At 55.2% G+C, this 13745-nt stretch carries 9 protein-coding genes; 2 read left to right on the forward strand and 7 right to left on the reverse strand.

Annotated features, from left to right (window positions below; all coding sequences use genetic code 11):
• Nucleotides 1-22: 22 nt before the first annotated feature.
• The gene (gene pglZ / locus DMP05_RS06245; RefSeq protein WP_123219632.1) at nt 23-2719 is read right to left on the reverse strand and encodes a BREX-1 system phosphatase PglZ type A; all 2697 of its coding nucleotides are present in this window, start codon (nt 2717-2719) and stop codon (nt 23-25) included.
• A gap of 43 nt (nt 2720-2762) precedes the next feature.
• On the reverse strand, nt 2763-3731 hold the full coding sequence (locus tag DMP05_RS06250) for a BREX-1 system adenine-specific DNA-methyltransferase PglX (RefSeq protein ID WP_123219633.1): 969 nt from the start codon (nt 3729-3731) through the stop codon (nt 2763-2765).
• Between the two features lie 183 nt (nt 3732-3914).
• Here DMP05_RS06250 and DMP05_RS06255 point away from each other — a divergent pair, with 183 nt between their 5' ends.
• On the forward strand, nt 3915-4592 hold the full coding sequence (locus tag DMP05_RS06255) for a DUF3800 domain-containing protein (RefSeq protein ID WP_183907129.1): 678 nt from the start codon (nt 3915-3917) through the stop codon (nt 4590-4592).
• Between the two features lie 338 nt (nt 4593-4930).
• Here DMP05_RS06255 and DMP05_RS06260 read toward each other — a convergent pair whose 3' ends face one another.
• From DMP05_RS06260 to DMP05_RS06280, 5 genes are read right to left on the reverse strand one after another with little or no spacing between them, the layout of a single operon-like run.
• Entirely contained in the window at nt 4931-5458 is a 528-nt protein-coding gene (locus DMP05_RS06260; RefSeq protein ID WP_123219634.1) for a hypothetical protein, read from the reverse strand.
• Between the two features lie 10 nt (nt 5459-5468).
• Nucleotides 5469-7967, reverse strand: a complete 2499-nt coding sequence (gene pglX, locus DMP05_RS06265) for a BREX-1 system adenine-specific DNA-methyltransferase PglX (RefSeq protein WP_123219635.1) — start codon at nt 7965-7967, stop codon at nt 5469-5471.
• Between the two features lie 13 nt (nt 7968-7980).
• A complete protein-coding gene (gene brxC, locus DMP05_RS06270) occupies nt 7981-11598 on the reverse strand; it encodes a BREX system P-loop protein BrxC (RefSeq protein WP_123219636.1) in 3618 nt (1205 codons plus the stop codon).
• 10 nt (nt 11599-11608) lie between these two features.
• On the reverse strand, nt 11609-12238 hold the full coding sequence (locus DMP05_RS06275; protein WP_123219637.1) for a DUF1788 domain-containing protein: 630 nt from the start codon (nt 12236-12238) through the stop codon (nt 11609-11611).
• Nucleotides 12239-12889 carry a DUF1819 family protein gene (locus DMP05_RS06280; RefSeq protein ID WP_148039697.1) on the reverse strand — a complete coding sequence of 217 codons (651 nt, stop codon included), beginning with the start codon at nt 12887-12889 and terminating at the stop codon, nt 12239-12241. It abuts the gene before it with no gap.
• A 567-nt stretch (nt 12890-13456) separates the two neighbouring features.
• Here DMP05_RS06280 and DMP05_RS06285 point away from each other — a divergent pair.
• A partial coding sequence (locus DMP05_RS06285; protein WP_211326864.1) for a nucleoside hydrolase occupies nt 13457-13745 on the forward strand: 289 nt, incomplete at its 3' end.

Here is a 13745-nt window from a genome sequence, read left to right on the forward strand (position 1 = left end):
ACACTGCGCGTATGCGCTCAAATTAGAATCCAAACATGTCGCTTGGTGCGAAGGAAACCTCTATGGTGTACGGTTCCTTCCACACAATGCGCCCAGTTTCGCGCTCGCGCGCCACCAGGAAATACTGTTCTTTCGACGAGAAACTCGAGCCTTTGAGCGCGAAGCGCACCTGGACCACGCGGTCTTGCGGGTTCGGCGACGTTTTATCGGCATGCGCCTTCACCACATCGCTTACCTCGTTGCCCGACGAATCGGCAAACGATAGCTCATATTCGCACGGCAGTACCTTGCCCACGGCGGGTTCTTCCTGCAAAAACTTCACGCCGAACAGCGAATTGGTAATACGGCGCACGTCGCTGAGCACTCGCAGCGTCGCCGGGCGCGTGTCTTCGAATTCCTTTGAGCGCGAGCCAACGCGCCAAAACGTAATGAGCGGCACGCACAGCTCTTGCAGGCTTACGCCGCCATGCACATAGCGGCACGTGCCGCCCTGTTGCTTGATGCGCACGCTTTGGCGCGGCGTGAAGCCGTAATATTTGCCGCCCTCGATATTGTCCATGTTCATTCCGATGAACAACGCGCCTTCGGGGTCGCCGCCGATGGCGGCAGGATCGATATCGCGGCACACGATGTGTCGCTTGCCGCAAATCGCCTGATTATCGGGCACATACGCTTTCGAAATGCGCTCGCACTCGCCAAGTTCGTGACGCGTATACAGAAAACCGTGGTCGGCGGTTATGGCAACATGCGCGCCCGGCGCATCGATGCACACGCGTCGCGCAAGCGCCACCAGATCGCGCACGGCATCGTCGCACGCGTCGAATACCGAGCTTTCGGTGGCAAGCTTTTCACCCGTGGCGTCGATGACGTTGTGGTACAAATACACCACCTCGGCCGATTTCAGCAGCTCTTTGCGCTCGGCCGCTGGCATGTCAAGATATTTCTCGGCACGCAGAGCGCGGGCGTGCGGGCTCACCGTGCGAAGCACCGACTCGCGCTGCTCGGTTGTAGCGCTCGGCAAACCGTCCACGCACACAGCCCCGGTCTCGCCATCGAGCGACATGCCGCGATGCGGCAGAAGCGCCGCCATACCGAATTCCGTGATGGACGGGTATGTCGCCTGCATGCTATCCAGCTTTACCATGCCGCCCTTTTCGCGCTCAAGCTCGCCCGCAATTTCGCGCCCCACCTCGAAACGCAGCGCATCGGACACGATGACCACCATCGTTTTCGCCGAGCCCTTGCATGCGGGCATGATTTTCCAGAAGAAATCGCGCTGGCGGTCGACGCCCGAAATGCAGCCCGAATCGAGCCACTGCGCCTGCGCGGCGTTCGTCCAGCACGCATTCGATTCCGCCAAAAACCACCCGCTGTAAAGGTTTTCGGCCCATTCGAGCGCCGAACGCACAGGCTCCTCGAGCGCTTCGTAGCCCTTCGCGCGGCATGCCCCATATGCGCGGCACAGCGAGCGGTAAAAGGCATCCATCTTGCACCAATCGCCGACGTAGGCATTCCACACTTCGGCGGGAAGCGCCACATGAAAACCCTGAGCATGAAGCGTTTTGAACTCGCGCATGCCGGCCACGGCAGCAAGCACGTCGAAATAGCAGGCCACACGCGCATACCACGACAAATTCGCGCGGCGGCACAACGCCTTGCGCGCATCGCACACTCGGTCGGCCCCCTCGGCGAACGACGTGAGCAGCGATGCCAGAATTGCCTCGTTCACACACGGGAACACGTCGCATTCGACAATGGCATCAAGTGGCGCGCAGGAAAAACGCGCTGGCAAGCCGCATTCGTTTTCCACAATACGACACATCTCGAAAAGAGCCTCCGACGAAAAACGAGGGTCGCGGTCCCAATCGCTCACGAGCGCCATGCAAAACGTCGCATTGGCCTCGCTTATATGCGATTCGAGCCCAGAAAGCTGGTCGCGTGCGATGGAAATCGACGCAGCCGACAGCAGCACATGCGATGCAAGCGCGACAAAAGAATCGCGCCCGTCGAGCGCGCCATCGAAGCCGGTGAGGCGCCTCACGCAACGCTCCAAAGCTTCGGCGGCATCGTATTTCACGAACAACTCTGCCGCCTGGGCGCCGTCGCGCTGCAACGCAGCCAAATAGCCGCGCACCACGAACGACGCACGCGCATCATCGGGAGCCTCGCCGCCAAGCAGCGCGGCCAACACGCCCAGCTCAACCTGTGCGCCCGTCTGCGGCGCGGGGCAGCACTTGGAGAACTGGCGGCAACGGGTTTTCGCTGCGAAAAACGAGCGATACGTCGAAAGCGCCGCGCGCACGTCGCTTGCATCGGCAGCATTGAGTTCGTCGGCCAGAATAGATAGAAAATCTGCCTGGAAATGATCGGCATACAGTTCAACATCGGCAAGCCAGTCGCCCTCGATATCGCCTCGGGCACGCTGGCGATACACCAACAGGTCGTTTTCGGTGTCGCCGCGCGCGATAAGGCGCTTGGTTTCAAACATCACGCCGTCGTATGCCTTCACAAACCGCACGGCGCGCGCAAAGCCCTCGTGCGCAGGCATCACGCCATCGATTGCACCCGCATCGTCGAAGCCGTTTTCGACCAATGAATCGAATGAGCCCTCGAACTCGCCCGAAGGGTCGTTCCACACCACAATGCGCCGCGCGGCGTCAGGCGCCAAAGGTTGCGCGAACTTAGCCTTGAGCTGTGCTTGTATATCAATTTGAGCCATCTATTCCATCACTTTCACATTCGCTTCGACGAAAGGCGCTTGTCTATTTGATCTTCGCCAGCACATCTTGGAACTTCGCGTAGTTCACTTTCACGCCGTCGTCTAAATCGATGGCGATCATTTGGTCGGCCAAGTGGTGCAGCTTTTCCTCGAATTTCGCGGTCTCTTCCAGCTGGTCGACAAACTTCTTGCGCTGCTTTTCGAGCTTCACGCGCTCGCCTTTCTCGGCACTCGCGAGCGCATCATCGATATAGCCGATTTGCGTGCGATAACGCTCCTGCTGCGCAAACACGTAATCGGTACGCACACGTGCCAGCAGGTCGGGCTGGTAGCGATGCATGTACACCAGCGCTTTAAAGCCGTTCTTCTTGCCTGAATCGAACAGCCAATAGATGGGACGCTTCTTGTAGGTTTGGCAGTGGTCGCTGAAGAAATCTTTCAGGAAATACACGCGAATCACCTGGCGCGGCGTGCCTTTGCCGCCCAATGCGTCAGCGATGAACCGCAAGTTTTCCTCAAGCGTTTCAGCGCCATAAACCACGCGCACGAATTCAACGAAACGGCCCACGATGTCGTCTTCGAAATACTCGTCGTCGCATATGGGCAGCACGTTGTCTTCGTCGGGCATGAACGTAATGTTATTCGCATCGGGCATTTTAGCCACGTAGTTGGCCAACGTGTCGCCCTGGTCGGCCAGCACCAGGCCGTCCACATCGAGCGAATAACGCCCGAACATGCAGCCAACCGCGTAGCTCATAAGGCTCGTGATTTCGTCGCGCTTGGTGCGCACGTACTTGTTGCCCTTATATGATTCGGGGATTTCGTCCGCCGTGTCGAAGATGCGCGCCACCGACACGTATTTGTCCTCCACCTCGATGGGCACCTCGCCCACCATGTTGTAGATTTCGGCGAAAATGCGATTGAGCTTTTCCTCATTTGCGCGAAGTTGCTCGAAGCGCTCGTTCACTTCGGCCTTGCGGGCCTCATATTTATCTGCAAGAAGCGTTGCCATTTACGCCACCTTTCCAAGCAATTTACCTGCGGTTATACATTGTGATACGAACATGTGTTTGCTATAATTACATCTTGAAAGAACGCCTCGGCCTGTGGTATAAAAGTTTTGCGTTCCTTTATGGAAGGCAGTCAAGGGCCGGGGGATCCCCCCGGCATTTCTTGTTTTAGGAGAGGCTGCACCATGAAGGAGCTTTCCGTTTTCGTTGATGAATCCGGTAACTACGGAGGCGAGAACGCCAAACACTACCTCATCACCCTCGTTTTCCATAGGCAGTCCATATCCATCCAGCAAGAGATTGCTCGGTACGAACAAGTTCTCAGGGATCGCAACCTTCCAAATATCCCGCTGCACATGAATCCCCTCATGAGAGGAAACGACGCTTATAGGAACATGCCAATCCAGACGAGGATGCGGCTCTTGACATGCTTCAGCACCTTCGCGCTTAAATGCCCCATCGAGTACTTCACGTTCGCGTACCAAAGAAACCAGTTCAGTACCGACGCCGCAATGTTCAGCAAAATGCAGCAAGACCTCGTCGCCTTCCTTTCGGAAAGGCTTAGCGTGCTCCAGGCATTCGATGCCATTAAGCTTTACTACGACGATGGACAAGAAGCCGTAAAGTCCACACTGCATACGGCATTCGAATATGCATTGGGTACCCAGGTCGTTGTTTACCGGAATTGCAGCCCTAAAGACTTCAGGCTTCAACAAGTTGCCGATTACATATGTGAACTCGAGCTGGCCGCAATTAAATACGAGAAATCCGAACAAGGAAACGCCGAGAAGATCTTCTTTGGTACTTATCGCGACTTCAAGAAGAACCATCTTCGTAGGATTCGAAAGAAGCGAATCGAATAGAGCCCCAACCGAACCATTGGGTTTTCTTAGCAGGGCATTACCAACAATGGCAAAAACCAACCAGCGTTCCACGATGGTGCGCTGGTCTAGAACTGGGCGTTTCCTCGACTTTAGACCCTGCTTCGTCATAGATACAAGATCGAGACATCTAGCATACCATTTGGGTGTAGTCATACCGCAACAGGCTACTTCCAAGTGTTGGGGAATGTCCTCCGACAAGGGTTGGTGTACATGCCCTAGCATCAAACGCCGAGCAGCATGCACGGCGCGTTTGGCATGGTTTTTTCGACATGCTTCAAACGGTCTACCGTAATTATCTGAGCATAAGCAGACTCCCATTAGCTATCAAACCGTTCTTGGATACGCGATACCCAGTTAATCAACGCTTGTGGTTTCACGACGAATCTCATCGTCAAGTTGTTTTTTATATCTTCAAATAACCCGTAATCGTTTACAGCGCATACTCTGCCATGCGCAATCGAATTCCTAATATGTCTGATAATGCAATCGAATTCATCTTCTGGTGGTGCCCCTTTCCCATTGGGCACATTAAGCCAAAAGAAACCCTTAGCCCCATCGACGACAAAACGCTCATCTGTCAAGTTAAGGCGTGATATTTCGTTCGTCCTGCCGTTACGCAGAGTGGGAAAACATAAATCGCTTCTTTCACATTTCGCTTCGTCGCAAAGCTCGTTCAGCAAATCGTCTTTTTCGACGCCGGACAAAGCACGAGGCAAATCAAGGGAGAGTGGTGATATGCCTCGTGGCGCAGCGTAATACAAAAAGAACTCGATAAGTACAAGCGCGTCAGAATCAGACACCACGGAAAAGATTCCCGATTCAGCAATGGGCTTATTGATAGACACCTTTCATCACCTACAACAGCGAATGGCGTTTGAAATTCCAGGAGGTTTCAAACGAGTCCCAGTCAGTTTTCGAGAGAGAAATGCACTCGTCAACGAGCAGCGTGTTGCTTGAATCAAACCCTTTTCCAAGAATGGGCAGCGATTTCACATCTTTAACTTGTAAGTTCATTGTCGGATTCAGGGCGTCAAGGCACATTTGTGCAATATGCGAGTTTAAAAACCCAAGGCACAATTCTAACTTCGTTCCTAATCTACAAATAACAGGTCCGGACTTATCCCAAATACAGCCATCCGAAATAGCCCGAAAGCATGCCTTACCCGACGTGAGCATCGTATACGTAATTCCGCCCTGATACCAATAACGTTCAGGCAGCAAGGTCGACGTCTTATTCTCATAGTAAAAGCTCCGTGCCGATTCCGACCAATCAACAACATGAATGACATTGCCATACCAACGTCTAAATTCACCGCCCTTTGAATAGGGTCTCCACTTGGAATAAAGACCATTCTCGGATATCTCCCAAAAAAAACGAAGAAAAACTTCATTATTTCCCGTGATATTCGGACTCCCGCTGTAATCAGAATCTTCTTCAATTGAATGCCCACTCCTAAAAGCTTCGAGCAGGGACACGGAAAACCAGTAGGCCATGGGGATGCCAGGGATTTGCCTAAAGGTGTCGGCGTCTCGGCGGTAGAACCAGCCGCAGTCGGGGTTCCTGATCGCCTCGAGCAGCGCCGAATCCTTCCCGCCAATCTTCTGATTGAGCTTGAAGTAGGCCCCCTCATATCCTTTTCGGCATCCGCGTTGCAGCACCCAGCCGGCGTTTGCGTCAAAGACGTCAGGATGAGCGTTTGAACCGCGAGTATCGATGAGACAGAGAAGCGTATTGTCCTCGATAATTTTCTTGCGAAGACTCTCGAAGGATGAGAGGTACATACAAGTATCGGACGTAATAAGGGCGCAGAAACCCAGATTGTCGATTAGCGAAAGCTCGCGCTCGATGAAGCACGTGCACAGGTCGCTCTTGACGTCGGGGTAGTTCTTCTTTACCCATTTGGACATGAAGGGGCTAAAGCTGCTGCTGCCCATGTAAGGCGGGTTGGCCACCACACAGGTGTATCGTTTCGCCAAAAGCTCGCAGGTCGCTTTTGCTTGCTGCAGCTTTTCTGCCACGCTTGCCGCGAACATATCGCTCGCTGCCACCTGCGCGAGCTGCTCGGCCGTCGCACCCACAGCCGCAAGCTCGGCTTCAGTCGGGTTCAAAAGGCTGCCGATTTCGTCCAAATGCGCCAAGGCATCCATCAACTGCGGCTGGCCCAGCAGCGGCGCTGTCGCAGGCAGCTCTTCGCCATCGATATGCACCGGCGCCACAACGTTGATATTGCCCTGCACGCCCCTGCCAAAGAAACGACGATCGTGCTCGCGAGCGCACATGGCAAGCGCCAGGCTCGCGATTTGCGCCGCACGAGGGTCAATTTCCAAACCGGTAAGGTTGTTCTGCAAAATGAGCTGCGGAATCTCGCGCTCACGATAGCCGCGCTCCTCATACATGGCGAACAGCAAATCGAACGCGTACACCAAAATATGGCCCGAACCGCACGCCGGATCGCACAACGTTATTTCCTCGGGTCCGTTTATGCGAATGAAGTCTTCATGTTCGGCATCGGGCTCAATATAGTATTCCATGCGCTCACGCAGACCGCTTTGCGGGTTGTTCAGCATCCACAGACGCCCAAGCGAATTCTCCACCATGTAGCGCACAATCCATTCGGGCGTGAACAGCTGCGTTGCCACGGGCAACGTGTCGGCGGTCGCCTTCGACTTCGACTTGAAGAAGTCGTCTTTGGCCTGCGAATTGTAGTACTGGTACATCCAACCCAGAATTTCCACGTGGGTGAGCCAGTCCTCTTCCGGAATGTCTTCAACCATGGCTTGCGCCACGCCGTCGCGCGCCATAAGCTTGTCGGGCAAAAGCAACTCTAAGGCCGAATCCACCGGCTCGAATACATTGGGAATGCAGCTCGCGAGTTCTTGGCATTGCGCCAAGAACAAATAACGGAACAGCGCCTCATCGTCGCTCGCCTGCTTCAGCTGCAGTACGCGAGCCGCATCGAGCCCCTCAATTTCCACGTCAAGCGCCTCGTCAACGGCCTGCGAACCGAAGCTCCCATCAGATCTGCTGAACATGCGCACGCGGCTAGGCAGAAAATCGCGCAGCTCCATGAAGCGAATGGCCACCATGCGATTGAACCAGGTATATGCCGCTCGCTCCTTCAAGCGGACGTTGCCATGGGCCGCATCTCCCTCGCCCAACTTGGTTTGCAGCTGCAGCAATTCGGCGCGTTGTTCACGCTCGATGGGCGAAAGCGGCAGCGCGCCCACAGCATCGGCGGCAGCATTAGGCACGCCCTCGGCGGCGATGCCGTATTTTCGCATGCGCAGCTCGACGCCTTGCTCAAGCTTTTCGCGAGCCTGTACGCAAAATGTTTTGATGGCAGAATCGTTCATGGCGCTCTCCCGATTAGCTCAAGCGAATGGCATCGTTGCCATCCAGGTTTTTCAGCAAACTCGCACGCAACGCCTCAACGTATGCGTCCACCTCGGCACGCGATCTCAAGGTTTTACGCGGAAGCACGTCACCGCGCTTAATTTCTTTAACGCGAGGCTTTGACACAGGTGGTACCTGAGACTTCTGATAAACGTTGTTCACGATTTCACCGCTTGCGGTTTCATGAGGAACCGATATCTCGCGCGCAGCCTTCTCTTTCGCCGCTTCCACCGCAGCGTCAATTGAGCGCTGAGCTTCGCTCGCCTTCTGCTCGAGCTGGAAACGCAAAGCGTCAATCGCCTGGGCCGTCTTTTTGGCATGAGCCTGCGTTTTCAAACCCTCGAGCGCTACCTGCGCTTTCAGGAAGGCGGCCTTTGCCGCTTCGGGCTGCTCAGCCTGATCGGCCGCATAGTGCTCCAAACCACGAATTTCGCGATCGAGCGCATCCAGGAAATCCGCCCGATGCGCCGCCACCACCTTGTCGTGCGCATCGCGAATGCGATTATTCAAATTATTGAGCTGGGGAATCGCCGGCCTGGACGATTGGAGAATGGCCTTCACCTGGGCAATGGCGCCTTGGGCTTCGGCATCGCCTTCCATGCTATCGCCCTCTTCGGCAATACTCGCCAACAGTTTGGCCGATTCGTCGAACAGGCGCTGCTGATTGGGAAAGAACGCGTCAACGTCTCCCTTCGCCTCGGCGAAACCCAAAAGGTCATCTTCGGCTTTCTGGAACGCACGCAGCAACGCTTCGGGGTCGTTTTGCTGCTGTTGCACTTGCATCAGCACATGCACGCCATCTTCTACCGCTTGTTTATAGGGGTACGGGTATGCCGGCATGCCCGAATAGTGCGTGCGCAAAAGCTGCTGGCATTGCCCGATGGCTTCCGCCAGTTCGCTTTTCACGCGGCGCACCAAGCCGTCTTCGTCTGCGGGAATATCACGCGCACCCGTGAGCTCAGACAGAATGTCGCGGCAATCTTTCAGGAGTCGGTCGTTCAGTTTTTCGCGGCGCTTCACTTCGACCTTGCCGATTTCAGTACGTCTGCGCAGATAGCTCGTTATATTGCGATTGTCGGTCGCAACTATGGTCCCACCGTAAAAAATCGTCGCCTCTTGCGCAGCTAGAAGGCGCGCCACCGTTGCGGCTATATCTATTTCGCGCCAGCCGTACGGTGCGCCTTGGAAACGGCGCTGCACATCGTCCATGGTAGTTTGCTGATGGATACGTGCCTGAACCGCAAGATAGTCGGCCACTTCTCTACACGCCTGCTCGTTGGCACCGCCCCAGCCCTCGATACCCTGCTGCGCTTCATTCAAAATGCGCACGATGTCGCCGTCGCCCGTCACGGGATCGGTGATATAGGACGCTTTGCTATACACCGATTCGGCGAGCCTACCGAGCACCTCGTCGAAAACGCCGCGCGCACTTGCGGTGCGCACTTTGATTGCCGCGCCGTCCACGTAGCAGTTGGCATTGGCTACCGCGTCTTCAAGCAGCTTGGAGGCTTCTCGCTCGTCGAAATTCGCCTGGTTCAGTTTGCCCTTCACGATATCCTGCGTAGAAGGCGGCAACTGGGAAGGGTTCTTCGTTTTTATGTATTTGCGCACTTTGGCAACGCCGAGCAGCACGTCGTAATAGTCTTTATCGTTGTCGAGCACCACTATGGCCTGACCACTCGATTTCGCCACGAGCTCATTGTCGCTAGCGCGAGACAAATCGTTCGCCAGGGTCACCACATTCAAGCGCATGCCATTTTGGGCATTGCCGTACATGGAATCGTCTACGCAGCGGTCGAAAGGGAAATCGTTCGCTCCACGTTTCAAGGCAGTGGGCGTATAGATGCCCGCAAACAGGTTCTTTTTGATGGTCTCTATTACCTCGGCCGAATCCACCTGCGTTTCAGCAATTTCGCGCGCGATTTCTTGTTCTTCGTCGGTGAGGAAGTTGTAGGCATCGCCCTGGCGCGCCACATAGTTCTCGTGAACCAGACGGTCGAGCGACGCCTTCACCTGCTCACGCAGGGCAACCTTGTCGACGCCCATATCGTCGGTCATCAAAATAGTGAGGTTGTTCACCGTGGCCTTGATATAGTTGATGTATCGAATAAGGTAGAGCAGCTTGAGCAGGCGCACGTCTTCGGGCATAAGGCCGCGCCCAGCTTCGGCGGCTTCGCTCGCGCGAACGACCACCTGGATAATGCCGTGGTCGAGGTCTTTCGAAATGGTGTCGAAGAAACGCCAGAATGGCACGAGCGTGGTGACGCCTTCGCCCTGCACCGCCTGTGCCGATTCCTGGAACGCCGAAAGCATGCTGCGTTCGCCGGTTGACATATGCGCAGCCTTCACGCCATGCTTGCGTATTTCGGTCATCACGTCGGGCAGTACCTTGAACTGATAGTTCACAAACGGGTAGCTTTCTGTGAAATCGGCCTGCGAGGCATAGCCAACCAAATCGCCACGCGATTCTTCAAATGTGAACAGGTTCTTCAGCACGGCGCTTTGCTGTGCGTATTCCTGCGCAAGGGTGAGCTCGGCAGCCTCGGTTTTCTCGAGCACGCGGCGCTTGATAACCTCATCGACGCTCGAGCTCGAAAGCGAAAGACGCGTGTTGAAGCGGCCTTGAATCTTCGAGAAATCGTCGCCGACAATCATGGTGACCTCGTCGATAGCCTCTTGGCTCGTGACCATCACCCACACGCGGCCGCCACAGCGCGCGCCGAATTCCTCGACGATGGTTTGCAAGCTCAGCATGAGGCTTTGGTCGTCACCGATGAACTGACCGACTTCGTCGGCCATAAACAGCAGGCGGAACTGGCCACCGTGCTCGGCCGCGCGCGCTTCGCAATACTCATTGACCTGCTTGGCAAACGTGTCAATGGCGATAACGTCGTCTTCTTCGCCATCAAACCAGCTCGAAGCGGCTTGCTCGCTCCATCCAAGCACCTGCTGCAGCACTTCAACGATATCGTCTCTGTAATAGCTGTACGCATCACGCGATTCCACCCACGCGCCGCCATTGATTCGCTCGAACGCATCGCGGAACTGCTGAGTTTTGCCCTGCTCGTCGATAAACGCCTCGAGCTTGGCCAAACGCAAATCTTCGCCGAAAAAGCCGCAGTTCTCATAGAACACACGCTCGAATGCGCGCAGCAGCGCCGTACGCGCCGTATCGCCGCTTTTCCAGTGGGCGCCTTTGTTGTCAACGTTGAACAAAATGGCTTCCGTAGGCACTTCGGCGCAACGACACATGCTGGCATACACCATTTCGTCTTTGATTTTGCCTTTGAAATAGTCGATAGAGGGCCTGCCGTCTACTACCTTGTTCGACAACAGGTACGACAGCATCTTCAAGAAGTGCGATTTACCACTGCCAAAGAAGCCCGAAATCCACACGCCGATTTTATCGGTGGGCACGTCGAGGGCGCGGGAATAGCTTTCGAAGAAATGCGCGAAATGCCCCTGCAGCTCGCGCGTGACCACGTATTCGGAAAGCTCCTGTTTAATGGAGCGTTCGTCGTCTTGGGAAACTTTGATGACGCCGTTGATAGAACGGTTGATGTCTTTCTCAAACATGTCGCGAATAATCACCGCAAGCCTCCTATGCGATATCGAAGGCGCGGTAATAGTTGCCGTCGCCTAGCTTATTGAACAGGTTGAAAGAGCGCCCATCAAAGCGACCTGGATAGGCCACGATCACGGGGATGTCACTGAAGCCAACGTGCATGTTGTCGAGTAAGGTATGCACACGAAGCAATGGGTATACCTCGCCAACGCCCGTAAGCAGCAGCACGTCGCCGGGCTTGTGCGGCTCATAGTCGAGCGCGGCGGCAAACGCTTCAGGCGTGGCGATTTTGCTGAGTTGTTTGAGCTGGTGGTCGCAGCCGTGTTTGAGTTCCTGTTTAGGAACGGCGGCCAGAATGCGCTTTTTCTCGAGAATGCCGAGGAATGCGTCATAAAGGTTTTTCACGATGAGGTTGCACGGCAGAGCACCTTTTGCGGCGTCGGCCTGAAGATCGGCCACGAACGCACGCATTTCAAGCTCGAGCGACGCGTCGTAGCAGAACGTGAAAAAGCCTATTTCGTTGCCCAGGCCTTTGTTTTCCAGGAAATCTTGTTCGCAAAGGCGTGCGCGCAGCACCTTGCAGCGATGGTCGAAATCGACCCGAGTGCGCGCGGCCTTAGAATGCGCTTGGAGCACATCGTATGTCGTTTCCGACTGGGGGGCCATCTACATCGCCCCCAATCCCGAGAGCGCGGCGGCGATATCGGCATCGCCGTTTTCTTTCATGGCCGATTCAACTTCAAAGTCGAGCATGAGCGGCGAAAGATGGCCGCCCTTCGTAGAATCGAGCATGCTAACGTTTATCAGGCAGCTCGCAAGCGTCGATTTAATGCGATAGACCGTCGCATCGCTCCATGTGGCAGCTTCTGCATTTTCCAATTGGTAGCGCGTAAAAAACGCATTCATGTCAACGCGCGTGAACGTGTAATCAAGACACGCCAGGCGATCGGCGATTTCGATGCCTATGAATGCGCGCATCAACTCGTATCGGCGAATCATGGCATAGAGGTTCGCCTGCCCGGCAGCTTCGGGCGCGCCATGGGCAATCAGTTCGGTAAGACGAGCGGCGGCTTCACGAGACTCGGGCGATGCGTCGGCATTTTCGAGGGCATCGAGACGCTGCAGGCATGCGCGGGCACGATCGGCCAGCATGCGTTCCGTGCCATATTGAAACAAGTTTTCGCGCTTAACGCGCTGGATTATTTCGTCGTCAGGTTCACCTTGCGTGCGCAAGTCGGCGACGATGCGCATTTCTCGAAGAAGGAATTGCTCTCGAGTGAGCGACCCCCCCCCGACGCGATTTCTAGGTTGTGCCACGAAGAACTCCTCTATTCGCGACGTTGGTTGCCTTGGCGGCAGTAAACCGCCTTTTATTCGCCCAATATGATAACCCTTGCTTATGGTTTAAACGCGCTGCGGCAGCCGTTTGCCTGATTTATCCAGCAGCGGCCACCGAAAGCGACCCCACATGCAATTTGGGCCATCGTTTTTATCTCTAATCACCATACCGCCAAAGTGGCGAAATCTGTTGCGCAACAAATTGATTCGAGGAATCAGGCGCTGCCGACTTTCGCGTTTCATATGTCGAAGGAATTCAGAACCGTTCACAGCGGAAACACGCGCGGAGGATTGCACATCGAATGTCAAACAAGACGCTGCGCCGAGATGCAAACGGACCTGCTAAACGCTACGAGCATTTAACGGGTGGCGTTCAGCAACTTCTGCTCGACGCAACAGCGAATCATATCAGCATCGTATACATACTTCCAACTTTCGCGTCCTATTCATTTCGAATGCGTTAAAATTCAAAGTTATGCCTTTGGCCGAATATTTTTGATACTTTGCCGAAGGCATGCAAACAACCCCTCTTTTAAAGGAGCAATCGTGACGAAGAAGATCATCCTGGATTGCGATCCAGGACACGACGACGCCGTCGCCATCCTGCTCGCGCTGGGCAACCCCGAAATCGAGCTTTTGGGCGTGACCACCGTCGGAGGCAACCAAAGCCTCGAAAAGGTGACTTACAACGCCCGCGCGGTGCTCGAAAAGGCGCACGCCACCGACGTGGCCGTGTACGCCGGATGCGACCGTCCCATCGTGCGTCCGCAGGAAGTGGCCGCGTCGATTCACGGCGAAAGCGGCCTGGACGGCGTCGAGCTGCCCGTGCCCACCC

The organism is Slackia isoflavoniconvertens (genome assembly GCF_003725955.1).
GTDB classification, from domain to species: Bacteria; Actinomycetota; Coriobacteriia; order Coriobacteriales; family Eggerthellaceae; genus Slackia; species Slackia isoflavoniconvertens.